We start from the raw sequence: 24,412 nt of genomic DNA, 5'->3' as shown, positions 1-24,412 counted from the left end.
CGTCGTGTACGACGTCCGCAGCGGCATCGGTGTCCCGCAGCATGCCGCAGGCGTAGGTATACAGGTGTTGGGCGTACCGGTCGTAGGCCTCGCCGAGCGCGGAGAGATCCCCTGCGACAAGGGCAGCGACGATCGGCGCATCACCGAACTCCGAGCTGCGCGCGTGCGCACCGTCCATCGCCATCACCTCCAGAACCCGGCTGCTCATTCTAAACGGCCAGTCGGAAAATAGTTGTTACAGATTCCGCACCCGTTTACTCCTACCTTCGAACGCGGCAACCGGCCGCAGGAGTAGAAGGACCGACAATGAACATCAACCGTATTCTTGCCTGCAGCGGATTCGCCGGAATCGCCGTTGTACTGATTGCCGGCTGCACGTCCACGTCCACGTCCACGCAGGACTCCGTGGACGCTGCGGCATCATCCGTCGCCTCGGCCGCCAACGTGGCTGCCTCGTCGGCGAACCAGGCTGCCGAGCAGGCGCGCTCAGCAATCGAGGAGGCTACCGAGTCCGCGGCGCAACTCCAACCAGACCTGGGCGGGAACCTGGGAATCGACGTCGAGGTCGGAGACTGCATTCTCGCGTCGGGAACCTTGGACGACGCGGCCGCACTGCCCGCGCCATGCGGCACGCCGGCGTCGAATTACCGGGTGATCGGCAAGGCCCCCACCAACGCCGAATGCGTGTCCGACGCCGACAGCTACTACTACGAGGAACTCGTCATCGGCGGCGAACAAGGCGCGCTGTGCCTCGACGTCGATTGGGTGATCGGCGACTGCATGGACGTCAGCGGGGAAATAGCACAACGAGTTCCGTGTGAGGGTGGCACCACCGCACGCGAGCGGGCGACGGAAATCGTCCTCGACGCGGTGGACGCGGATTCCTGCCCCGGCGGCGGCTACGCGCACCCGGAGCGGAAGTTCACGGTGTGCACCGAGACGCTGACCAGCTGAGTTTGCTCCGGCGAGGTAGGAGTCGCTCCGCTCCAGTGGCGCACTTGGGTGCACTCCCGTGCACTTAACCGTGCCACTGGCGCGGAGTGCCCAACGTCCCTGGCGCGGAGCGCCCCAACGCTACTGAAGCCCGTGACTACCGCGGCACGGTCGCCCGACGCAGCCCGCGCAAGGCAGGTACGACGGCGACAGCGAAGATGACCGACGACCAGGCAGCGGCCTTCAGCAGCGGTGCGCCGGCGGGCTCACCGAGCGCGAGAGCTGTCATCGCCTCGATAGCGCAACTCATCGGCTGGTTCTCCACCAACGGCTGCAACCATGTCGGATACGCCGCGAGCGGGACGAAGCCGGGGTTGAAGAACATCGCCAGCGAGCACAGCAGCGAAACCGATTCCACGAGTAGGGTCTTGCCCAGCGTGAACGATGCGGCGATGACGGCGGTAGCGAAAGCGATGCCGAACATCAGGGGCACCGCGACGAAGGCGAGAGCGGAGAACAGGGAGCCGGAGAACCGGAAGCCCAGCAGCAGGCCGAGGACGGTGATGAGCATCGTCGTGGCAAGAATTCGCGCTCCTTCCGACGTCACCCGCGCGGCGAGACCTGAGGCGCGGTGGATCGGCAGCACCCAGAATCTCGCGAGAATTCCCGCATCCCATTCGCGCCCGAGCGTCACCGCTCCGGCGACCGCACCGAGCATTGCGCTCAGCAGTGCGGTCATCGGCACTGTGCCGTACAGCGAGTCGTGGCCCGCGAACGCGGAAACCTGGCGGCCCAGAACGATATCGAGGATCACCAGCATCGACGCCGGGTAGACGATCGACTGCACGAGAGACATCGGATTGCGAAACAGATGCAGCAGCATTCTCTGGCTCTGGATCAGAGTCTGCGGAACGAACACCGCCGCAGAGTTTTCCGTCGTGGTCATGAGCGTCTCGCATTCAGCAGCAGGGACAGGGGAATACAGACAGCGAGTAGGGCCAGCAACCACAGCAGCGCCGGCGTCAGGCTCGTGCTGGTGGCGGTGCCATCGGCCAGATCACGCAGCGCAGTGGTGAACTGGGACACCGGTTGATTGCGGACGAACGGTTGCACCCACGTGGGAAACTGCTCCAGCGGTGCAAAGCCACTCGACAGCATGCCGAGGACCAGTTGCGGAAGGATCAGGCTCTGGGTCGTCGCCTCGGGATTCCTGGACGCAGTGCCGATCACGTCCGCACCCAGGATGAGTGTGACAGCGATGAGAGCGACGAAACCTATGAACATCGCTGTATCGGTGATACTTCCAGCGAAGCGGAAACCGATCACATATCCGCATCCCAGCGCGAACATCAACGATACGACGCACTTCGCCATCCCGGATGCAACCCGCGAACCCAGCGGAACGAGACGCGCAATGGGCATCGACGCGAATCGTCTGTTGATGCCGTCGACCGCGTCGGTCGCGGCGAGAAATGCAACCGAAATGGCGGTGAAGGCGATGGCTTGCAACACAATCAACGGCATCAGGAACTGGCCGAAGTTGTCCACCCCGTTCCCGAACATCGAAATCACCTTCTGCAGCGGAACGTAGAAGCTGACGGTGAAGACGATCGGGGCGATGATCGCTGTGACTGCCTCGCCCCCGCGGACGGCGCTTCGCAGAGTTCGCGCAGTCAGTACCCACCACTGTGTCGTACTCGAACGTACCGGCGCAGTCACGACGCCACCGCCGCAACTGCGGGACGGCCGGTGAGAGAGAGGAAGACTTCGTCGAGGGAAGGGCGCCGCAAGGCGATATCGACCAACTCGATGTCGAAGTCGTCGAGCCGTCGGAGCACCTCGGTGAGGGTCCGGGCGCCGTCGGGTGCCGGGATGGACACGCGATCGGTGTCGGCCACGACGATCTCGTTCGCGCACATCGACTGCAGCACATCCGCAACGACGGCAAGTTCGTGGGGATGGAGGGGAACCACCTCGCAGAAGCTGGCACCGGTACGGGCTTTGAGTTCGGCCGACGTGCCCTCGGCGACAACGGTTCCGTGATCGACGACCACGATGCGGTCGCTGAGTACGTCGGCCTCCTCCAAGTACTGAGTGGTGAGCAAGGTGGTGATCCCCTGGTCCGCAAAGCCGGCCACCAGATCCCACACGACTTGCCTACTCCGTGGGTCGAGCCCGGTGGTCGGTTCGTCGAGGAACACGACCTGAGGGGGAACGACGAGCCCACACGCGATGTCGATCCGGCGTCGCATCCCTCCCGAGTAGCGACCGACCCTGCGGTCCGCGGCGTCTGTCAGGTCGAATTCGCCGAGAAGCTCGTCTGCCCGACGCTTCGCCGCTTGCTTCGTCAATCCCATGAGGCGCGCGAACATGACGAGGTTCTCGTAGCCGGTGAGTGTCTCGTCCAGCGACGCATGTTGGCCGGTCAACATGATCGATGCGCGGACTGCGGCGGCTTCGGAGACGACGTCGTGACCTGCCACGCGGGCAGTCCCTGAATCGGGTGTGACGAGGGTTGCGAGCACACCGACGGTGGTGGTCTTGCCTGCTCCGTTCGGACCGAGAACCGCCAGCACTTCTCCCCGTTCGGCGGCGAAGTCGATGCCGCGCAGGGCCGCGACAGCGCCGAACGACTTGTGGAGCCCTGCTACTTCGATGGACAGTTCGGTGGTCATGCGATTCTCCGTTCTTCGGTGGGCGAGAGTTGTTCCAGCAGAGTCGATGAAATTATCTGCACCGCAGCAGGTTCCATCATTCGATCGTGCACCGTGTCGATCGGATGGTCATCGATGCGGCCGGTGACGAATGGGGTCCAACTCGCTGCAGCGGTGGAAGATCCGTCTTCGCTCGAGGCGCTGAAGAACAGCACGTCGCCGTCGTAGATGGGCGGTCGGTAGCCACTCAGCAGCCGCAGCGCGCTGTCGTACGACCGGGCGAGGCGTTCGATGTGCTCGGGCTGTACGGCGTCGGTTCCCATCGTGTCCCGAACCAACTGTGCCGCTGCGTCTATCGAGATGTCTTCGTGCACGTCGTCGATGCCGAGCATCGGGGCGAACTCTCGAAAGAACTCGACGGTACCGAGCGTCGGCGGCGGAGCTAGTTCGGTGAATTGGATGGTGGAATCGAGCATCGCCAGCATCGACACTTCCTCGCCTTGCTCGCGCAGCCTGACGGCGACGCCGTGCGCCACGAAGCCACCGAAGGACCACCCCAGCAGGTTGTACGGCCCGTGGGGTTGCACCGATCGGATCGCTCGAACGTACAGTTCCGCCATCTCGTCGAGCGTTGCTGGAGTATTCGTCGAATCCGTCAGATCCGGGGATTGAACTCCGTACACGCTGCTGCCGTCCCCGAGCGAGGCTGCAAGACCTGCGTAGCACCAGGCAAGGCCGGACGTCGGATGTATGCAGAACAGCGGCGACGCGTCGGAGCCCACCCGAAGAGGAACGATCATGTCGAACGGATGCGCCGAGCGATCGCTCTCGTCCGCGCCGCGAGACATGATCCTCGCTGCCAGTCCGGCAGGTGTCGGAGCTTCGAACAGATCACGCAGCGCGACAATGGAGTCCGACGAGGAATTGATTCGAGACACGACGCGAGTGGCGACGAGCGAATTGCCGCCCAGGTCGAAGAACGAATCGTCGATGCCGATCGTTCCGATCGCCAGCACGTCGACGAAGGCGTCGACGACGACGGATTCCAACGACGTCCGCGGGGCGCGGTAGCGACGTTGCCGACCGGAGAAGTCCGGTGCGGGCAGCGCGCGTGTGTCGATCTTGCCGACCGGTGTGAGAGGGATGGTGTCGAGGACCTGGACGAGCGTCGGGACCATGTAACCGGGCAGCCGTTCGGTGGCGTGCCCGCGCACGATCTCAGTGTCCAAGGAGCTGGAGGACGGCAGCACATAGGATACGAGAACCGTTGCGCCGGAGGGTCCGCGGACGCCCACGGTCACGGCGAACTCGACACCGGGTACCTCGGTGAGCACCGCGTCGACTTCTCCGAGTTCGACGCGGAAGCCGCGGATCTTGACCTGGAAGTCGGCGCGACCGAGGTAGTGCAGCGTGTCGCGGTCCCACCGTACGACGTCGCCGGTCCGGTACATCCGTGCTCCCGCTTCGCTGGGGTGGGCCACGAAGCGCGACGCGGCCAGCTCGCTTCGGTTGCGATATCCCCTCGCCACAGCAGGCCCCGCGAGATACAGCTCGCCGGCAGTACCGTCGGCGACCGGCCGTAGCCAGCTGTCGAGTACGAGGATCGACGCACCGAGTATCGGTACCCCGATGTCGGGGCATGAATTGCGCTGCAGGGGGGCTGAACCCGTAGCCCAGATCGTGAATTCGGTCGGTCCATAGTGATTGAGCATGATTCGTCCCTCGGACCACCGATCGACGACGTCATGGCTCACCGCCTCACCTGCAACCGCGAGAACCCGCACGCAGTCCGCTGGTTCGACTGTAGCCAGTGCTGCCGGAGTGATCACCATGTGCGAGACTTGTTCGTCGACGACGAGTGCGCCGAGGTCGTCGCCCGCCATCACCGTCGGAGGCGCGATGACGAGGGTTGCGCCGTTGCCGAAGGCCATCAGCGCCTCCGAGATGGAGGCGTCGAAGCTCGGTGACGCGAAGTGGCGCACACGTGAGTCGGCCTCGACCCGGAACTCTTCGGTCTGTGCGGCAACGAAGTTCGCCAGCCCACGATGCGAGACTTCGACGGCCTTGGGGACGCCGGTCGAACCGGACGTGAAGATCAGGTACGCAAGGTTGTCCAGACGCGGCACTGCCACCACCGACGCGTCGACGGCAGGTCGAACCGCTGCGGCGTCGATCCAGGTCATCTCCGTCATGAGGGTCGGCAGAACCCCGTCAACCGTCAGGCCGGTACGAGCGCCGCAGTCGACGAGCATACGATCGATGCGATCAGCGGGCAGTGCCGGATCGATCGGCACGAAAGCGGCACCGGTTTTGGCAACCGCCCACATCGCGACGACGGACTCGGTCGAACGCGGGATCGCAATTGCCACAATTTCTTCCGGCTCGGCCCCATGCTCGAGGAGAACGTGTGCAAGCCGGTTCGATGCGTCGTCGAGCTCCCGATACGTCATCGTGGCACCCTGGAACGTCACGGCCGTCCGGTCCGGGTGGCGCTGTGTCGTGGCGCGGAGAATCTCGGGGAGCGTCCGCGGGAGCATGCCGTGCCCACCGTGCACGATGGCGGTCGACGTGGCAGCCTCCAGCGCGGTCACCGGTAGATCCGGTTCGGCCGAGATGCGGGTCAACAGTGACACGCACTGGTCGACGAGTGTGTGCGCCCTCTCGTCGTCGATTACGTCGAGTAGATACTTGAGCGTGATCTGGATTGAGTCACCTGGAATGATCAACAGGCTCAACGGATATGGGGTGGCGTCGGTGCCCTCGGCGTCGAGAACCCGCATACCGGCGAGATCGAGGGACTGGGCCAGCGCGGCGCGGTCCACCGGGTAGGACTCGAACACGGTGATGGTGTCGAACAATTCCGGCAGCCCGGCCACTTCGTGGATTTCACTGAGTCCGATGTACTGGTGGTCGAGGAGGGCCGATTGTTCCTGCTGCACGCGAATCATCAGTTCTGCAACAGTCTCTCGCGGGTCCAGGCGGACGCGCACGGGCACGGTGTTGATGAACAACCCGACCATCTCCTCCACGCCCGGTAGGGCAGGCGGGCGACCCGACACCGTCCCACCGAACACGACGTCGGTACTGCCGGTCATCGACGCCAACAGGACGGCCCACACAGTCTGGATGGCCGTGTTGATGGTGATCCCGTGCGATCGGGCGAGGCCATGCAGAGCCGCCGTCACCTCGACTCCCAAAGGTCGGGACTTCTCACCGGCCGCTGCGTCGGCGGCCAGACGGCCGGTAGGCGCGATCAAGGTCGCTGACTCGACTCCGGTCAGTGCCGTCCGCCAGGCCAGCCTCGAGGCGGCTCGGTCCTGGTCGGCCAGCCAGCCCAGGTACTCACGGTACGACCGGGCTGGGCGTAGGCCGCCGACTCCGTCGAACGCGGCATACAGGCTCAGGAGTTCCTGCACCAGCAACGGCGTCGACCACCCGTCGAGCAGGATGTGGTGGTTGGTCATCAACAGTCGGTAACCGTCCTCGGCGGTGCGGATGAATGCGAATCGGATCAGCGGGGGATCGGTCATGTCGAAGCGCGTCGACCGGTCCAGTTCGAGGATCTTCTCGACAGCATGTTCTGCGTTGGGCACGCTGCGAAGATCGGTTTCCGTCCAGCTGATCTCGAGTCCGTCGAGGACGATTTGCCGTGGTCCCGAATCGGAGTCGCGGAACGCAACTCTGAGATTCTCGTGGCGATCGACGAGTGCCTGCGCAGCGTCGTGCAGTCGGGACGCATCGACGATGCCTGCGAGCGTGAGCACGGACTGGACGACGTAGCTGTCCGGACCCTCCGCGTCGAACATGGCGTGGAACAGCAGGCCCTCCTGCAGCGGTGAGAGCGGCCAGATGTCTGTCAGAGTCGGGAATTCGCTCTCCCAGGACTCGATCTGGTGCTGAGTGGTCGAGACCAGGGCGAAGTCCGACGGTGTGTGCCGAACAGAGTTCTCGGCAGCCACATGGGAGGCGAGTGCGGACAATGCACGCAGCCACAGCGACGCGAATTCTTCGATGTCGTTGGCATCGAAAAGCCCTGTCGCGTACGCGAAAGTGCCTACAAGTTCGGTAGACGTACCGGTCATTTCGGCGATGACGTTGATGTCGACCGCGGCGGGGAGCGGCATGGCCTCGTCCTGGCGCGAGCTGAAGCGTTCCGGCATCCAGGGTGAGTCGGTGTCGGTCCGAACCCGGCCGAGGTAGTTGAACGACACCTGCGGCGCGACGTCGATATCGTCGACGCCCGCAAGGTGGCGCAGGATTCCGTGACCGATTCCGTGGTCCGGGATGGACGCAAGCGTCTCCTTGACTGCTTTCAGCGCGGTACCGGCGGCCGGCCCTCCGGCGAACGCGTCGGCGATGTCGATGTCGCCGAGGTCGAATGCCACCGGGAAGACGGTGGTGAACCAGCCGACCGTGCGAGCGAGGTCAGCGCCGGGAACGACCTGCTGCTCCCGGCCGTGGCCTTCCAGCGTTACGACGGTCGTGGGCCGCTGACGCCAGGCGCTGACGGCCATTGCGAGCGCAGTGAGCAGCCCCTCGTTGGGGCCGCAGTTGAATCGGTCGGGGAGAACGGTCAGCAGGGTTTCGGTTACCTCGGCGGGCACCTTCACCGAGATGTCGGCTCGAGTTTCGGTGACATCGAGGTCGCGGTCGAGTGCACGGGAGCCGAGCAAGGGATCGGAAGTCTGGGCGATGGTGGACCACATCTCGGCTTCCGGCATGCGGGTCGGCGCGTGCTCGACGAGACCGTGTGCCCACCGTCGCAGCGACGTGCCAGTTGCCTGGAGGGCACCGCCGCTGGCCGCAGTAGCGAAGTCCGGCAGCAGGATTCGCCACGACACACCGTCCACCGCTACGTGATGCAGGACGATCCACATCTTGTTGCCTATCCGCACGAACTGGACTACATTGCCCGCCGCAGGGTCGAGACGGTCCGCGGCGCGGTCGAGTGCAGCATCGAGGTCACCCCTGTCGAAATCGACCGTGTACACGGACGTGGCGTCGACCGATCCGACCGGCAGGATCTCGTGGGTTTCGCAGATTCGAGACCGCAGTGCATCGTGGTGGTCGATCACCTGAGCAGCCGCCACGATCACGTTCTCGTCGGTGATGTTCTCGGGAAGTGTGATCAACACCGCCTGGCTGTAGGTCCGGAAGCTCCCGGAGCGCAGCATGTCCGCAACGATGGGAGTGGTAGGGACAGTGCCAGTTCCACCCCCGGGCAGCTCGGTGAGTACCGGTGCCGACACCGCATCCGCGGCAACCTCTGCGAGTCCAGCGACCGTCTTCCGCTCGAAGACGTCGCGTGCGGTGAAGACCAGCCCTGCGGCCCGGCCGCGGGAGACGAGCTGAATGGATATGATGCTGTCCCCGCCGAGCGCGAAGAAGCTGTCTTCGGCGCCGACCTCGTCGACACCGAGGACCTGCTGGAACAAGTTCGCGAGTGTGCGTTCGCGATCTGTCGACGGTGCACGAGAGGGCGCGTGTGTTGCGAATATCGGTGTTGGCAGAGCCTTTCGGTCGACCTTGCCGACGGGTGTCAGTGGAACCGCGTCGAGAACCATGATCGACGACGGAACCATGTATGCCGGCAGTGCGCCGGTGAGGCGGGCGGTCAGCCGGGACGTGTCGAGGGGACCACGGATAGTGGGTACGACGTACGACACGAGAACTGTTGCGCCGGAGTCGGTCGTGTGCCCGACCGTCATGACGAAGTCCAGTGGTGCACCTTCGGACTCGGCAGCGCTCGACAGGGCGGCGTCGACTTCGCCCAGTTCGATGCGGAACCCGCGGATCTTGACCTGGAAGTCGCTGCGACCGACGTATTCCAGTTCCTCGCCGACCCATCGCACGAGGTCGCCGGTGCGATACAGCCGGGCCCCGGGGTCGGCGGGATTGGCGACGAAACGGCTCGACGTCGCTGCAGGACGGTCATGGTAGCCGCGTGCGATGCCCGCGCCCGAGAGATACAACTCGCCCGTTGCGCCTGCAGGGACAGGCTGCAGCCACCGATCGAGGACGAGCGCGGAGGTGCCGCGAATGGGGCCACCGATGCTGACCGGCTTCTCGGCCGTCATCGGTGTACTGAAGGTCGAGGTGACGGTCGTCTCGGTGGGGCCGTACCCGTTGAACATCTGCCGGTCGCCTGCCCACCGGGCGCGAAGCTCCGGCGGGCAGGCGTCGCCACCGACGACTACATGGGTCAGGCCGGGTAGGTCTGTGGGCGCGAGCGTGCCGAGAACCGCAGGGGTGACGTCGATATGCGTGACGCTGTGTTCGCGAAGCAGTTCCGTCAGGTCCTCTCCGCCGAACACTCCGGGTGGAACCACGACGGCAGTGGCAGCGGCACCGAACGTCAGGAGCAGTTCCGACAGCGATGCGTCGAAGCTGGGTGAATAGCCATGTGTCATACGGGATATGGACGACAGTGCGAGCCGGTCGATGCCGTCGGAGATCAGATCGGCGATACCGCCGTGCGTGACGACGACGCCCTTAGGCGCTCCGGTCGAACCGGATGTGTAGATGACGTAGGCCGCGCTGCGGGGGTCGATGGTGCTGTGTCGATCGGAGTCCGTGACCGGATCCGACGAGAAGGGGAGATCCCGGTTCACGTATTCGGAATCGACGATCGTTCGTGCACCCGAGTCCGCCAGCAGGTAGTCGATCCGCTCAGGTGGGTAGGTCGGGTCGACTGGCATGAACGCTGCCCCGGTCTTGGCGACCGCCCACATCGCGAGGATGGACTCGTAGGACCGTGAAATCGAGACGGCTACTGCGGATTCCGGTCGAACACCCTGCTCGATCAGTGCTCGGGCGAGCCGGTTCGAATGCTCGTCGAGTTCACGGTAGGTGTAGCTGCCCGAGTTCGAGACGACGGCAATCCCGTCCGGTCGCAGTGCCGCGGCGTCCGTAAGAATCTGTGGCAGCAGACGAGGCGGGCCAGCTGCGGGGCCGCGGTGGACTGGGGTGCCGTCGGTCATCGCCAACCGGGAGACCGGAGTGTGCGGGTCGGTGAGAAAGCGATCCAGAAACTTCAGGAACGCAGCGTGGTGCGCGGCCAGTTCGGTGCTGGAGTACAGGGCGGAGTTTGCTTGGAAGTCGATGTGCATCGTGCTGCCACCGATGCCGGGGTAGACGTTGACGAACAGGTCGTCGATGATCCCCGAGGTCAGCACCTGGAGCCGACCGGCGAAGGGTCCGAGCATGATTCGGGTGTCGAACAGCATCATGTTGACCGACGGCCCGAAACCGGACGCGTCGACGCCGAGGTCGCGGGCGATGTCCTCCTGGCGGTATCGCTGACGCCGCAGGGCGCCGGTGAGTTCGAGTTGCGCGTCGCGCACGAGGTCGGCAACCGAGGTGTGCCCGTCGCACCGCAGACGGAGCGGGACCACGTTGGCGACCATTCCGCCGGACCTCCGCAGCGATGCCGTCGTACGTGCCGAGACGGGCAGACTCAGGGTCACCTCGATACTGCCGGTGGCTCGCGCGAGGTACGCGCCGAACGCAGCGACCGTCACCGGTGCGACGCCCGAGTTCAACTCATTCGCGATCTGCTCGAGCCGTGCTGCGGTGATGGCGTCGAGTTCGCCGCGCTGTAGCAGCGGATGCGCCTCGGCCGGCGCCGAACGCCCGGCGAGGCTGACGGGGTCCGACAATCCGGCGAGGTGGTCGATCCAGTAGTTGCGGTCTGCGCTGAACCGGTCCGAGCTGCGGTACTGCCGATCGGCGTCGACGATGGCGTGCAGCGGTTCCGCCGTGGTCGCTGATGCGTCGTCGCCGCCGGTGTAGAGCTCGGCGCACCGCTTCAGCAGAGTCATCGCGCCGTAGCCGTCGAGCGCGATGTGGTGGATGCGCGAGTACCAGTAGACGTGCTCGTCGCCGACCCGCAGCACCGCCATCGTGACGAGACGGTCGGCGAAGAGATCGATCGGTGCGCTGTACTCGGCCCGCATCCAGGCGTGGGCTGCAGCAATCGGATCAGGCTCGTCGCGCAGGTCCACCTTCGGCATCGTTTCGTCGACGTCGGGGTCCACCGTCTGCATGGGCACACCGTCGACCTCGACGAGTCGGAGGTACCCGGTGCCGAACTCGTGGCCGGCCGTCATGGCCGCGTCGACCAGGCGTCGCGTGTCCAGATTGCCGTGGATTTCCACGAACTGGGCGATGGAGATCGGAACGTCGCCTGCCAGGTGCTGTGCGAACAAGATCCCGCGCTGGGCGGCCGAGAGCGGGAACACGGCGGCTGTGGAGGGGGAGAAGTTCATGCGTATGACGTTCGTCCGTCGAGGCCTGTGCAGACAGGCACCCTCGAGGTGATCCTGCGTCTCCCCGGGGTGAGTGGTTGCCCACCCTGGGGTGGTGTGCGCAGGAGTTGCACCTGCCGCCGAGGCACTCTGCTCCTTGGGTGCACTCCACCTAAGGCACAATGGCGACGATGTCTGACACCGCTCGTACCCAACCCCGCCTTGTCGCCAGCGACGTCGACGGCACTCTTCTCGACGTGCACGAGAGGGTCACCGAGCGAACCCGTCGCGTGGTGACGTCGCTGGTCGCCGATGGCACCCCGTTCGTCCTGTCCACCGGACGCCCGCCGCGGTGGATCTCACCCGTCGTCGATCAACTCGGTCACGCACCGATGTGTGTCTGCGCCAACGGTGCGGTCATCTACGACAGCAACTCCGACCGAATCCTGGATGCGCAGACACTGTCGAGCGAGACGCTGCACTGGCTCGCCGAGATCGCGTACGACGCGCTCCCCGGGTGCGGACTGGCCGCCGAGCGCGTCGGTGCCAGCGCTCACGACGCGGCGACGCCGCAGTTCGTCAGTTCACCCGGATACGAGCACGCGTGGCTCAACCCGGACAACACCGAGCTTTCGCAGGACGAGGTGCTCGACGTTCCGGCCGTCAAGTTGTTGATCAGGCTTGCGACCGCGTCGAGCGGCGACATGGTGGCCGCTCTGGAACCGCTCATCGGTGGCCGAGCAGATTTGACGTTCTCCACCGACAACGGTCTGATCGAGCTGTCTGCGCCTGGCGTGAGCAAGGCGTCGGGGCTCGCCGTCGTCGCCGAACGGTTGAACGTGGTCCCCGCCGATATCGTCGCTTTCGGCGACATGCCGAACGACGTGCCGATGCTGAAGATGGCAGGCCTCGGCGTCGCGATGGGCAATGCGCACCCTGCCGCTATCGCCGCCGCGAACGAAGTCACGACGACCAACGCCGACGACGGAGTGGCTCGGGTCCTCGAACGCTGGTGGTAAATCGCTGGCGCTGCCACACCGGATACAACTAATTTTGCGGAATGCCTATCCGCTTTCATGTCACGTCCGTGGCCAATCGTGAGTCGATCCAGATGCACGGCCTCGACTACCGAAAGATGGGCGCTGCCCGCGGAATCGCCGGTAGCCGACGGGCCGAACAGCAGGGCTGCTTTCTCGCGAGCGATCCCGGGGAGCGGGACTGGTTCGTCCGGATGAACAACACCGGTGGCCCGGTCGACGTGTGGGAGGTCAGCGGAGTGGAGGACTACGAGCTGACCGTCTCGCCCGAGGGGTTCTACTACCGTCCAGGAATCATCCCGGTGGATCGAATTCGTCTCGCGCAGCGCGACATCACCTGAAAAGACGAATCGAGCGGCGACCCTTGTCGGGTCGCCGCTCGATTCTGTATTCGAGACGTTACGGTGCGGGAGCGGGCTCGGGCGCCGGTACAGCTTCAGGTGCCGGTACAGCTTCAGGTGCCGGTACCGCTTCCGGTGCCGGAGCTGCTTCGACTGGAGCTGCGACTGCGCCGTTCTGCATCTGCTGCTCGTAGGTGTCGTTGTAGGTCTTGATGACCGTGGTCACGATGCCGGTGAGCTCGTTGAAGATCAACGATCCGTTCTCGAAATCGGTCCGCAGACCCTCGGGGACCGGGTACTCGTCGGTGGTGGGGAGGCCGAGTTCGCCGTTCTCTCCGCCGAGTGCCATGAACTGCTCGAAGATCTTGCCGATCACCGCAACTGCCTGTCCGGCAAGTGAAGTGAAGATCGAGCCGTTCGCGAACTGCGCAGCTTCGCCGCCGCCCTTGACCTGAACGAGCCCGCTGACGGGGGTGCCCAGTATTCCGGTTTCGCCGCCGGACGCCAACCACTTCTGCGCCACCGGGTTCGAGCTGGCGAGACGCACGAGTTCGTCGACGAGGCTCGGAATGTTCTGTCCCGGAGTGTTGCTCGCGTCGGTTCGGGGTGACGACGGTGTTGCATCGCTCGTCAGGTCCTCGCCTGTTGTGTCCTCGCTCGGCGATGGTGCCGTGTCGACGCTGCCGCCGCCGAGGTTGGCTGCCGCGATTTCGCGGATCTCGTCCATCTTCGCGTATGCCCCGTCTCCCGGGCACGCGGTGTTTCCGACGTCGCGGTGGGCGAAGATCACGGGAAGGTCGACGCTCTGTCCTTGGCCGACGAAGGTGAAGTCGGTTCCTTCGGACGTCATGGTCGTTTCGCCCTCGGGGTCGAGACCTTCTTTGCCCAAACGCCATCCGAGGAACTTGCCGACGGATTCGAGTGTCTCGTCCGACGGGGACTCCGAGGAGTAGTCACCCATCATCGCGATGCCCATGGTGTTCTCGTTGAATCCGCCGGCGTGAGCACCCTGCACGGCGCGGTCGAGTCCGCCTGCACGGCCTTCGAAGATCTGGCCGTACTTGTCGACGAGCACGTTGTACCCGACGTCGCACCAACCGAGGGTCTGAGCGTGGTAGGCGTAGATGGCACGCACGATCTCGGCGGACTCGGACTTGGAGTAGTCGTTGCTTCCAGCGGTGTGGTGAACCGTTGCGCCACCGAGGAAGTCGTCGTATGTCGGGGTGGCACACCGGATGGACTCGTCGGCTCCCCACTGTGCGCGGGAGATGACCTTGGGTCCGGCGTCGCCTGCGACCGGAGTCGCGAGGTCGGACAGTGCGGAGTCGGCGGGGGAGCTGCCTGGCTGGATCAGCACAGCGCTGATGTCCGACACTGCCTCGGCGAGAGGGGTTTCCTGCTGGCGCAGTGGCTTGGAGACGGAGGCCGGCGTGTAGCCGAGCTCCTGCTCCGGAGCGGGGGCCGGTGCCGCCTCAGGTGCCGGGGCAACCTCAGGAGCAGGGGCAACCGCAGGTGCTGCCACCGTGCGCGGCGTCAGGAGCAGTTGAACGGCCTTGGTGGCGCCGACGAAGATCGGCTCGGTGCCCTGCTTCTCCGCCTTCGGCGCTGCGTCGCTCGCACCGGTGTCGATGGGTTCCGTCGCGATCCATGGGCCCCAGGATCCGTCGTCGAGCTGACGGCGAACCTGAGCGACAGCTCCGTCGAGGGTCGTCGAGGTCAGGGCGACCATGCTGAACGGGTCGTCCTGCTTCAGCTCCTTGACGACGGCGCCGAGGGGCGCACCCGGGTCGTCACCGGCGGGCGGGACAACCGGGGCGGCCACGTCGGTGGGTTCGAGGCCGGGCACCGGTGCCTGCGCCGACGGGCTCGTCGGTGACGGCACGGTGACGCCCGGAATCTCGGGGATCTCGAAGGGCGGAATGGTGATGTTGTCCGGAAGTGGCAGGTACTTCAGATCGGACAGGCGCAGGTCCGGCAGCGGCAGACCCGTCAATTCCTGGAGCGGAATGACGATGTCCGGTGCAGAGCTCAGCGCTGTCTCGACGATCTTGGTCGGCACTGTCACAGGGGTGGTCTCGTTGGCCGATCGAACATCGGTGGACGCGGAGTCGCCGGAGATGCTGTAGACCGCCACGGGACTCGCGACGGCCAGCAAGGCGACAGCGCCGAGAACGATCGACGGCTTCGTTCGACGGTGCAAGGCGGTACTCCCTGGTAGTAGGTGCGGGTCTGCCTGTTGGTAACCGGCCGCCCCGCGAAGCATCCTGCGACTGTGCGACGCGAATTGCTTCCGTTCAGTTCTGTGTGTCGGTGAGTTGTGATGCTGCTGTGACGTATGTGACTATCGAGACTGCATTCGAGTCACACCAGTAACACCAACCTCATCCGGCACAAGGCTAAACCTTAGCTTGAGAGTTAGCCATACCGGGGATTGCCTGTGAGTGCGGCGCGTCGCGGGGGAGGCATAGGCTTCGTTTTCGTGACTGTCCACTTCATCGGGGCCGGGCCGGGTGCCGCCGACCTCCTCACGCTGCGTGCCGTCGAGCACCTCCGCAGTAGTCCGGTCTGCGTCTATGCAGGTACGTACATCGACGAGGCGATCCTGGCGCACTGTCCACCGAATGCTCGGCTGGTCAATACCGCACAGCTCGACCTCGACGCCATCACCGCAGAACTCGTCGGCGCACACGAGCGCGGTGACGACGTCGCGCGTCTGTGCTCGGGTGACCCTTCTCTCTATTCGGCACTCGCGGAACAGTCCGCCCGCCTCGACGCGGCAGGCATTCCCTGGGACGTGACGCCCGGCGTGCCCGCCTACGCCGCCGCTGCCGCCACCCTGCGCGTCGAACTGACCGTCCCCGAGATCGCGCAGTCCGTCGTCCTGACGCGCACGCAGGCGCGCTCCACGGCGATGCCTGACGGTGAGTCACTGTCGGCCTTCGCAGCAACCGGGTCGACGCTGGTGTTGCACCTCGCGATCACCCGCGTCCGGGTTCTGGCCGACGAGCTGACGACTCACTACGGCGCGGACTGCCCGGCGGCTGTCGTATTCCACGCGAGCAAGCCGGATCAGCTCGTGTTGACGGGAACCCTCCGCGATATCGCCGACCAGGTCGAGTCGGCTGGTCTGCGTCAGGCAGCGGTCATCCTCGTCGGCCCTGCGGTCGGCCGAACTCCGGGAGCGGAATCGCATCTGTACGACGCAGAACGACCCAGGGGCACCCAGGGATGAAGATTCACTTGGTGGGGGTCGGTGGTGGGCATCCGGATCAGATCACGGTCCAGGCCGTCGCCATGCTCCGTGACGTCGATGTCTTTCTCGTCGCGGACAAGGGCGGGGATGTCGGTGACCTGGCCGAGGCGCGGGCCGAGATCCTGCGTCGTCACGTCCCGGGTGTGCCCAGGGTGATCCAGGTCCCCGACCCCGAGCGTGATCGACGGCCCGCCGACTACGGCGCCGCGGTGTTGGACTGGCACGACGCCAGAGCGCGCGCGTACGAAGAAGTCCTGCTGGGTCTCGAGCCCGACACCACCGTCGGATTCCTGGTCTGGGGTGATCCTGCTCTCTACGACAGCACCATCCGCGTGGTCGAGCGTGTCCGCGATTTCGGGAATCTCGACATCGACTTCGACGTCACTCCGGGCATCAGCAGTGTGTCGATGCTCGCGGCGGCGCACCGGATCGTGCTCAACCGGATCGGTGGGCCGATCGTGATCACGACCGGTCGAGCTCTTCTGAAGGATGTCGAGGCAGGTGCGGACAACATCGTGGTGATGCTCGACGGGAACGTGACATGCCGCGAGCTGGTCGGGACCGGTACGTGGGGCATCCACTGGGGCGCCAACCTGGGAACAAGCGATGAACAGTTGGTGTCGGGGGCGCTGGATGACTGCATCGGCGAGATCGAACGCGTGCGTGCGGCGCTCAAGACGAAGCACGGCTGGGTGATGGACACGTACCTGTTGCGACACCTCGCCGTGAGTGGGTAAATACGCGCTGGGGCAACTGTCCATGCACGGGTGGGTCGCGCGCACCGTATACCCTGGTTGCCCGTGACTGCCGTAACTGAACCGACTGCTTCTTCCGACCCCTCCGCGACCGGCCGATACGACCTGATCGTGGTCGGTTCGGGGTTCTTCGGCCTGACCGTGGCCGAGCGCGCGGCGTCCCAGCTGGGTAAGCGAGTCCTCGTGCTCGACCGCCGCCACCACCTGGGCGGCAACGCCTACTCCGAGGCCGAGCCGGAAACCGGCATCGAGATCCACAAGTACGGCGCTCATCTGTTCCACACGTCGAACCAGCGGGTCTGGGACTACGTCAACCAGTTCACCGACTTCACGAGCTACCAGCACCGCGTCTTCGCGCTGCACAAGGGCCAGTCGTATCAGTTCCCGATGGGCCTGGGTCTGATCTCACAGTTCTTCGGCAAGTACTTCTCGCCTGCCGAGGCGCGGGCGCTCATCGAAGAGCAGTCCAGTGAATTCGACTCGAAGGATGCGCAGAACTTCGAGGAGAAGGCGATCTCGCTGATCGGCCGTCCGCTGTACGAGGCGTTCATCCGGGACTACACCGCCAAGCAGTGGCAGACCGATCCCAAGAACCTGCCCGCGGGCAACATCACCCGGTTGCCGGTGCGGTACACGTTCGACAACCGCTATTTCAACGACACCTACGAGGGACTGCCGGTCGACGGCTACACCGCCTGGCTCGAGAAGATGGCGTCGAACGAGAACATCGAGGTCCGCTTGAATACGGACTGGTTCGACGTCAAGGCCGAGCTCGTTGCCGAAAGCCCCGACGCTCCCATCGTCTACACCGGCCCGTTGGACCGCTACTTCGACTACTCCGAGGGTGAACTGGGCTGGCGGACAATCGATTTCGAGACCGAGGTACTGCCGACAGGTGATTTCCAGGGCACCCCGGTGATGAACTACAACGACGGCGACGTTCCGTTCATTCGTATCCACGAGTTCCGTCACTTCCACCCCGAACGCGAGTACCCGACCGACAAGACGGTCATCATGCGGGAGTTCTCGCGGTTCGCGAAGAGCGGCGACGAGCCGTACTACCCGATCAACACCCCGGACGATCGCACGAAGCTCGAGGCGTACCGCGGCCGCGCCAAGGCCGAGACCGCCTCCAACGGAGTGCTTTTCGGTGGACGTCTCGGTACCTACCAGTACCTGGACATGCATATGGCCATCGCCAGCGCGCTGAACCTGTACGAGAACACGCTCGCACCGCATTTCGAGACCGGCGCTTCGCTGGCGGGAGACAAATGACAGCCAAACACTTGCTCGACGACGGTGTCGCCGACATCGCGCCCGTGCTCGGTAAGTCGCTGCTGCAGCGGGTGCTGCTGCCGCGCTCGGGCGAGCCGCTCGACGTACGAACGCTGTACCTCGAAGAAGCGAAAACCAATGCCCGACGCGCACACTCGCTGTCTCGCACATCGCTCGCCATCGGTGCCGAGTCCGAGGTGTCGTTCTGCACGTACTTCGGCGCGTTTCCTGCGAGTTACTGGCGCCGCTACAGCGTCCTGAAGTCGGTCGTGCTGCGCGTCGAGGTCTCCGGACACTGCCGCATCGACGTGTATCGGTCCAAAGCCGACAGCTCGCGCATCCACGTCGAGGGCCGCGAAGCCGTCGACGGCGACGCCGCGCAGGAGTTCGACATCGATCTCGGACCGTTCGAGGACGGCGGCTGGATCTGGTTCGACATCACCTCCGACTCCGAGGTGGTGCTCGAGAGCGCGGGTTGGTACGCACCTGTCGAGGCCCCGGGTGAGGCGACGGTTGCCGTCGGAATCCCGACGTTCAACCGGCCGACCGACGCGGTCAAAGCGCTTGTCGCACTGAGCTCGGACCCGCTCGTGCTCGACGTGATCAAGTCAGTCATCATGCCCGATCAGGGCACCCGCAAGGTCCGAGACGAGCCGGGCTTCGCCGAAGCCGAAGCAGGTCTCGGGGGCATCCTCGCGATCCACGACCAGGCGAACCTCGGTGGCTCCGGTGGCTACAGCCGAATCATGTACGAGGCGCTGAACAACACCGAGTGCCAGCACATTCTCTTCATGGACGACGACATCGAGATCGAGCCGGACTCGATTCTCCGTGCGCTCGCGATGTCGCGATTCGCGAAGGTTCCCACGCTCGTCGGCGGTCAGATGCTGAACCTGCAGGCGCGCAGCCACCTGCACGTCATGGGCGAAGTGATCGACCGGAGCAACTTCATGTGGACCGGTGCCCAGAACGTCGAATACGACCACGACTTCGCCGAGTACCCGCTGCGTTCGAGCAAGCTGTTGCACCGGCGCATCGACGTCGACTACAACGGCTGGTGGATGTGCATGATTCCGCGCGTCGTCGCGGAGGATCTCGGTCAGCCACTTCCGCTGTTCATCAAGTGGGACGATGCCGAATACGGTTTGCGCGCACGAGAAGCCGGTTATCCGACGGTCACGCTGCCCGGTGCCGCGATCTGGCACATGGCATGGAGTGACAAGGACGATGCCATCGACTGGCAGGCGTACTTCCACCTACGTAACCGTCTCGTCGTTGCGGCGCTTCACATGCCGGGCAACGGGCGCGGTCTCGTGCTCGACACCGTCAAGGCGACCGTCAAGCACCTGCTGTGCCTGGAGTACTCGACCGTCGCCATCCAGAACAAGGCGATCCGCGACTTCCTCGAAGGACCCGAGCACATCCTCGAGATCCTCCCGACGTCGCTCGGCGAGGTTCACGCATTGCGCAAGACCTACCCCGACGCTGTCGTCGTCAGTTCCTCCACCGAGCTGCCGCATCCGTCGGGTGAGGAAGTGGGAGCCGTCGGACTGCCGACGAACCCGCTGTCGAAGATCAAGCGTCTCGCCACCGGCCTGATCCACAACGCCAAGCCCGCGCACAACCGTCATCACGAGCGGCCGCAGCTCAACGTTCCGACGCTCGATGCGCGCTGGTTCCTGTTGTCACAGGTGGACGGCGTCACCGTCACCACCGCCGACGGCCGAGGCGTCGTCTACCGCCAACGTGACCGCGACAAAGCTGCCGCGTTGCTCAAGGAAGCCATGGCGCTGCGCGCCGAGTTGTCGCGCCGTTTTCCCGAGCTCAAGGGTCGCTACCGCGACGCCGTCCCTCACCTGACCAGTAAGGAAACCTGGGAACGTGTCTTTCGTTACGAGGCGTAAGAACCAAACCGAATCGGCTACCGAGGTTCGCATCCTGTCGAAGATCCAGTCGACGGTCGGTGCGCAACCAGGTGCAGTAGCGATCGCGCGGGGCATGTCGCACTTCGGTGAGCACGCGCTCGGCTGGGTTGCGATCGCGGGTATCGGGGCAGCGCTCGACGCCCCCCGCAGGCGGCAGTGGGCAGGCGTCGCGGTCGGCGCAGTGGGTTCGCACGCCGCGTCGATCGTCATCAAGCGGGTGGTGCGTCGGCCGCGTCCGAACGATCCGTCTGTCCGAATCAACGTGTCGACCCCGAGCAAGCTGAGCTTCCCGTCCTCGCACGCCACGTCCACTACGGCAGCCGCCGTACTGCTCGGCCGACTGACCGGGCTACCCTTGCCTGCGGTCCTGGTACCTCCGATGCTGCTGTCGCGGCTCGTTCTCGGAGTGCACTATCCGACAGATGTACTCGCAGGATCCGCGCTCGGCGCCCTGTCCGCAGCCGCCGTGTGCAAGTTCGAAGGAGACAAATGAGCGAGGAAGCCCCCCCAGCCGGAGCACCACCGAAGAACCTGCTCGACGGTGTGATCAAGGCGCTTCGGCCGCGTCAGTGGGTCAAGAACGTACTCGTGCTCGCGGCCCCGCTCGCTGCCGGTTCGGTGACCGACCCTGATGTGTTGCTGTCGGTCGGTCTGGCATTCGTGGTCTTCTGTTTCGCCGCGTCGGGCGTCTACCTCGTCAACGATGCCTTGGACGTCGACGCCGATCGCGCTCATCCGACCAAGCGATTCCGTCCGATTGCCGCGGGGGTGCTGCCAGTAAAGCTGGCCTACGCGATGGCCGTCGTCTGCATCGCGTTGGCGATAGGACTCTCGTTCCTCGCCAACTGGAAGCTCGCGCTGGTCATCGGCGTGTACATCGCAATTCAGTTGGCGTACTGCTTCGGTCTCAAGCACCAGGCCGTGCTGGACATCTGCATCGTCTCGTCCGGATTCCTGCTTCGCGCGATCGCCGGTGGCGTGGCAGCGTCGATTCCGCTGTCGCAGTGGTTCCTGCTGATCATGGCATTCGGCTCGCTGTTCATGGCTGCAGGCAAGCGCTACGCAGAGCTGCAGCTGGCCGAACGGACCGGCGCGAAGATCAGGAAGTCGCTCGAGAACTACACCACGACATACCTCCGATTCGTCTGGACGCTCTCGGCGACCGCCGTCGTGATTTGCTATGGGCTGTGGGCTTTCCAAGAAGACGCGGGGACCGGTTCCAACTGGTTCGCCATCTCGATGATCCCGTTCACGGTCGCGATCCTTCGCTACGCGGTGGACGTCGATGGTGGAGAAGCAGGTGAACCCGAAGAGATCGCGCTCGGCGACAGGGTGTTGCAGGTGCTTGCCCTCGCGTGGATCGGAGTAGTCGGTGTCGCTGTTTACGTCGCCGGGTAGTGAACATGGGACGCGGGATGACATCGCGGACGAGCCTCGGCGGGAGCTGACCGGCAGTCGAGTCTCGGCATCGATCTTCGGCGTCGGTGTCGTCGTATCGGCACTACTGTTTCTGTACGGCGCGTGGGAACGGCGGTGGATCGCCGACGACGGTCTCATCGTGCTGCGGACGGTCCGTAACCTCCTCGCCGGCAACGGCCCGGTGTTCAACGCCGGCGAGCGAGTGGAAGCGAACACCAGCACGATCTGGACCTACCTGGTCTACGCGGGCAGCTGGCTCAGCGAAGCCCGGCTCGAATACGTCGTGCTCACGATCGCGCTCGTGCTGTCGACCGCTGCGATCGTTGTCGCGATGTTCGGGACATATGCCCTGCTCGAAGCCCGTGAGCGCGGGACTGCATTCGGCCGCAACGGCGCCCGCACCGGGCGCGCAGCCATCTACCTCCCAGCAGGTGTGCTGGTCTACATCGCTGTCCCGCCGGCCAGGGACTTCGCGACGTCGGGGCTCGAGACCTGCCTGGTCATCTTCTGGATCGCGGCGCTCTGGCTGCTGATGGTCCGTTGGGCCACCCGGAAAGTCCGCACACCCGAACTGTTGCTGCTGGCGTTCTGGGGCGGCCTGGGGCCGCTGGTCCGTCCGGAACTGGTCATCATCGGCGGTCTCGCGCTCGTCGTCATCTTTCTGGCTCCGCAGACGTGGCCCAGCCGCGTGGCGGTGTTCGCCGTCGCAGGCGTCACGCCGGTTCTCTATCAGGTTTGGCGAATGGGCTACTACGGGCTGCCGTACCCCAACACGGCCGTGTCGAAGGATGCCGGTGGCGCCAAGTGGTCGCAGGGACTGAACTACCTCTGGAACCTGCTCGGCCCGTACATGCTGTGGCTTCCGCTGGTTCTGCTGCTGATCGCCGGCATCGCCACCACTCTCCGAAGGACAGCTCGTCCGACGACACGACCGGTGCCGCGCACCGTGGGCGAACTGCAGCGTTGGTTGCGCACCCCGAGCGCGGTCGTCGTCTTCGTCATGGTCAGCGGAATTCTGTCCCTCCTGTACGCGGTGCGCGTCGGCGGTGATTTCATGCACGGCAGGACGCTTCTGCCTGCACTGTTCACACTGTTGCTTCCTGTTGCTGTCATTCCGCTGACAATTCCGTCCAAGAATTCCGATATCCGGCAGATTGTTGCGTTCGCGGTGGGGGCTTTCGTGTGGATCGCGACGGTGATCTGGGCGTTCTTCGCTGCGAACACCACGGGTATGCCGGAGGGCTCGATCGTCGGCAAAACGGGAATTGTCGACGAGCGAGCGTTCTATGCGCTCAATACCGGTCATGCTCATCCGATTCTGGCGTCGGACTACCTCGACTACCCGCGGATTCGTCCGATGGTGGAGACGATCGCAAACACTCCGGACGGTGGTCTGTTGTTGCCGAGCGCTCAGTTCACCTACTGGGATGTCGTGCCGCCACCGTTGCCCATTCCCCCCGGCGGTGCAGGTCACACGGTGTTTTTCCTGAATCTGGGAATGACGAGCATGAACGTGGGCCTCGACGTACGAGTCATCGATCAGATGGGTCTGGCTTATCCGCTCGCTTCGCACACCGAGCGCCTCGAGAACGGGCGAATCGGGCACGACAAGAACCTGTATCCGGACTGGGTGGTGGCCGATCTCGGCTTGGTCGGGGAGCACCCGTACCTGCCCTGGTACATGGACGAGGACTGGGTGACGCAGGCGCGAGTTGCGCTCTCGTGCCCCGACACGCAGGAATTGATCGCCTCGTACCGCGCGCCGCTGACGAAGGAATTGTTCATCAGAAACATCAAGCGGTCGCTTTTCTACGCGGGATATCGTTTCGACCGTGTGCCCGAATACGAATTACAGAGATGTGGTCTCGAGCCGCCGATCCTGAAGGGTAATAATTGAGCGCTGCTGTTTCGAAACGCTGGCGGTCCGATTGAAGTTGCGTCGATACCGTTCTGTCTCCAAGATGGGATATCTCGTTTCTGTAACGGAAGTCGCCTTCGGGTCGATGTATGCGAAAGATATGTGTGACTGCTCTGGCTCTCGCGCCGGGTTCATACCGCTGAAACGGGTGCGCTGCAGGTTCTGCGGCACACCGACACTGCTGAGAGGTCGAATGCATGCTGGGTAGAACGAACAAGAGTGCCAGGGGGCGCTTCCGCCGGATACTCACGTCTCTGGTGATGGCTGTGGCTCTGCCGCTCGGTCTTGCAGTGGTCGGGACGGGTGCGACGGCCAATGCGGCGTTCGATCCGGGTGCTCAGGACTTCTGGACCGACTCGAGCATGGGTCCGATCAAGAGCCGGATCTGGCGCGCGGCCGACGGCAACACCGACCGTGTCGTGTATCTGCTCGACGGCCTGCGTGCCACCAACGACATCTCCGGCTGGGAGCACGAGACCGATGCCGGTGCGTACCTCGCATCGTGGAACATCAATGTCGTCCAGCCTGTCGGCGGAATGTCGAGCTTCTACTCGGACTGGTATGCACCGTCGAACTTCAACGGCCAGCAGACGACGTACAAGTGGGAGACATTCCTGACTCAGGACCTGCGCAACAACCTGCAGAACCGGCTCGGG

Annotated in this window: 17 protein-coding genes; 11 read left to right on the top strand and 6 right to left on the bottom strand. The window is 64.6% G+C overall.

What is annotated here, in order from left to right:
• Positions 1–208, bottom strand: a 208-nt coding sequence (locus A2J03_RS17585; protein ID WP_442971370.1) for an RNA polymerase sigma factor, incomplete at its 3' end; no start/stop codon positions are given.
• Positions 209–306: 98 nt separating this feature from the next.
• Between A2J03_RS17585 and lppU the strand changes: the two genes are divergently transcribed.
• Positions 307–954, top strand: a complete 648-nt coding sequence (gene lppU / locus A2J03_RS17580; protein WP_082897903.1) for an LppU family putative lipoprotein — start codon at positions 307–309, stop codon at positions 952–954.
• Positions 955–1,090: 136 nt separating this feature from the next.
• Here lppU and A2J03_RS17575 read toward each other — a convergent pair whose 3' ends face one another.
• The 4 genes from A2J03_RS17575 to A2J03_RS17560 are packed head-to-tail and all read right to left on the bottom strand — an operon-like array spanning position 1,091 to position 11,854.
• Positions 1,091–1,879 (bottom strand): ABC transporter permease, encoded by a 789-nt coding sequence (locus A2J03_RS17575; protein WP_068376335.1) that lies wholly within the window; start codon positions 1,877–1,879, stop codon positions 1,091–1,093.
• The gene (locus tag A2J03_RS17570; protein ID WP_068376332.1) at positions 1,876–2,652 is read right to left on the bottom strand and encodes an ABC transporter permease; all 777 of its coding nucleotides are present in this window, start codon (positions 2,650–2,652) and stop codon (positions 1,876–1,878) included. The genes A2J03_RS17575 and A2J03_RS17570 overlap by 4 nt, the downstream gene beginning before the upstream one ends.
• On the bottom strand, positions 2,649–3,608 hold the full coding sequence (locus tag A2J03_RS17565; protein ID WP_068376330.1) for a daunorubicin/doxorubicin resistance ABC transporter ATP-binding protein DrrA: 960 nt from the start codon (positions 3,606–3,608) through the stop codon (positions 2,649–2,651). The genes A2J03_RS17570 and A2J03_RS17565 overlap by 4 nt, the downstream gene beginning before the upstream one ends.
• Complete coding sequence (locus A2J03_RS17560) at positions 3,605–11,854, bottom strand: non-ribosomal peptide synthetase (protein WP_068376328.1); 8,250 nt, start codon at positions 11,852–11,854, stop codon at positions 3,605–3,607. The genes A2J03_RS17565 and A2J03_RS17560 overlap by 4 nt, the downstream gene beginning before the upstream one ends.
• Positions 11,855–12,024: 170 nt before the next feature.
• On the opposite strand from A2J03_RS17560, the gene A2J03_RS17555 reads away from it, so the two are divergent.
• Positions 12,025–12,852 (top strand): HAD family hydrolase, encoded by an 828-nt coding sequence (locus A2J03_RS17555; protein ID WP_442971369.1) that lies wholly within the window; start codon positions 12,025–12,027, stop codon positions 12,850–12,852.
• Positions 12,853–12,893: 41 nt separating this feature from the next.
• The gene (locus tag A2J03_RS17550; RefSeq protein ID WP_068376324.1) at positions 12,894–13,211 is read left to right on the top strand and encodes a hypothetical protein; all 318 of its coding nucleotides are present in this window, start codon (positions 12,894–12,896) and stop codon (positions 13,209–13,211) included.
• A gap of 58 nt (positions 13,212–13,269) precedes the next feature.
• On the opposite strand, the gene A2J03_RS17545 is transcribed toward A2J03_RS17550, so the two are convergent.
• Positions 13,270–15,411: an N-acetylmuramoyl-L-alanine amidase gene (locus tag A2J03_RS17545; protein WP_068376337.1), complete on the bottom strand. Its 2,142-nt coding sequence runs from the start codon at positions 15,409–15,411 to the stop codon at positions 13,270–13,272.
• Positions 15,412–15,690: 279 nt separating this feature from the next.
• Here A2J03_RS17545 and cobM point away from each other — a divergent pair, with 279 nt between their 5' ends.
• From cobM to A2J03_RS17505, 8 genes are all read left to right on the top strand, one after another.
• On the top strand, positions 15,691–16,443 hold the full coding sequence (cobM, locus tag A2J03_RS17540) for a precorrin-4 C(11)-methyltransferase (protein WP_068376323.1): 753 nt from the start codon (positions 15,691–15,693) through the stop codon (positions 16,441–16,443).
• Positions 16,440–17,201: a precorrin-6A synthase (deacetylating) gene (gene cobF, locus A2J03_RS17535; protein WP_068376320.1), complete on the top strand. Its 762-nt coding sequence runs from the start codon at positions 16,440–16,442 to the stop codon at positions 17,199–17,201. Before cobM ends, cobF begins: the two co-directional genes overlap by 4 nt.
• A 63-nt stretch (positions 17,202–17,264) precedes the next feature.
• A complete protein-coding gene (gene glf, locus A2J03_RS17530) occupies positions 17,265–18,494 on the top strand; it encodes a UDP-galactopyranose mutase (protein WP_068376318.1) in 1,230 nt (409 codons plus the stop codon).
• Positions 18,491–20,398 (top strand): glycosyltransferase, encoded by a 1,908-nt coding sequence (locus tag A2J03_RS17525; protein WP_068376316.1) that lies wholly within the window; start codon positions 18,491–18,493, stop codon positions 20,396–20,398. Before glf ends, A2J03_RS17525 begins: the two co-directional genes overlap by 4 nt.
• A gap of 31 nt (positions 20,399–20,429) precedes the next feature.
• Positions 20,430–20,912, top strand: coding sequence for a phosphatase PAP2 family protein (locus tag A2J03_RS17520; protein WP_442971373.1), 483 nt, complete (start codon positions 20,430–20,432; stop codon positions 20,910–20,912).
• Positions 20,909–21,817, top strand: coding sequence for a decaprenyl-phosphate phosphoribosyltransferase (locus A2J03_RS17515; protein ID WP_068376312.1), 909 nt, complete (start codon positions 20,909–20,911; stop codon positions 21,815–21,817). Before A2J03_RS17520 ends, A2J03_RS17515 begins: the two co-directional genes overlap by 4 nt.
• A gap of 22 nt (positions 21,818–21,839) precedes the next feature.
• Positions 21,840–23,735, top strand: coding sequence for a flagellar motor control protein ZomB (zomB, locus tag A2J03_RS17510; protein ID WP_442971372.1), 1,896 nt, complete (start codon positions 21,840–21,842; stop codon positions 23,733–23,735).
• Positions 23,736–24,016: 281 nt separating this feature from the next.
• The coding region (locus A2J03_RS17505; protein ID WP_442971371.1) for an alpha/beta hydrolase-fold protein at positions 24,017–24,412 on the top strand (396 nt) is incomplete at its 3' end.

The sequence above is a fragment of the Rhodococcus sp. EPR-157 genome (genome assembly GCF_001647195.1).
In the GTDB taxonomy this organism is placed as follows: domain Bacteria; phylum Actinomycetota; class Actinomycetes; order Mycobacteriales; family Mycobacteriaceae; genus Rhodococcoides.
This window is presented reverse-complemented; position numbering and strand designations above follow the sequence as displayed.

Excerpts from the sequence above, each read along its gene's own strand:
- lppU (WP_082897903.1), top strand. The coding sequence starts at position 307 with ATGAACATCAACCGTATTCTTGCCTGCAGCGGATTCGCCGGAATCGCC.
- A2J03_RS17575 (WP_068376335.1), bottom strand. The coding sequence starts at position 1,879 with ATGACCACGACGGAAAACTCTGCGGCGGTGTTCGTTCCGCAGACTCTG.
- A2J03_RS17565 (WP_068376330.1), bottom strand. The coding sequence starts at position 3,608 with ATGACCACCGAACTGTCCATCGAAGTAGCAGGGCTCCACAAGTCGTTC.
- A2J03_RS17560 (WP_068376328.1), bottom strand. The coding sequence starts at position 11,854 with ATGAACTTCTCCCCCTCCACAGCCGCCGTGTTCCCGCTCTCGGCCGCC.
- A2J03_RS17555 (WP_442971369.1), top strand. The coding sequence starts at position 12,025 with ATGTCTGACACCGCTCGTACCCAACCCCGCCTTGTCGCCAGCGACGTC.
- A2J03_RS17550 (WP_068376324.1), top strand. The coding sequence starts at position 12,894 with ATGCCTATCCGCTTTCATGTCACGTCCGTGGCCAATCGTGAGTCGATC.
- cobF (WP_068376320.1), top strand. The coding sequence starts at position 16,440 with ATGAAGATTCACTTGGTGGGGGTCGGTGGTGGGCATCCGGATCAGATC.
- A2J03_RS17525 (WP_068376316.1), top strand. The coding sequence starts at position 18,491 with ATGACAGCCAAACACTTGCTCGACGACGGTGTCGCCGACATCGCGCCC.
- A2J03_RS17515 (WP_068376312.1), top strand. The coding sequence starts at position 20,909 with ATGAGCGAGGAAGCCCCCCCAGCCGGAGCACCACCGAAGAACCTGCTC.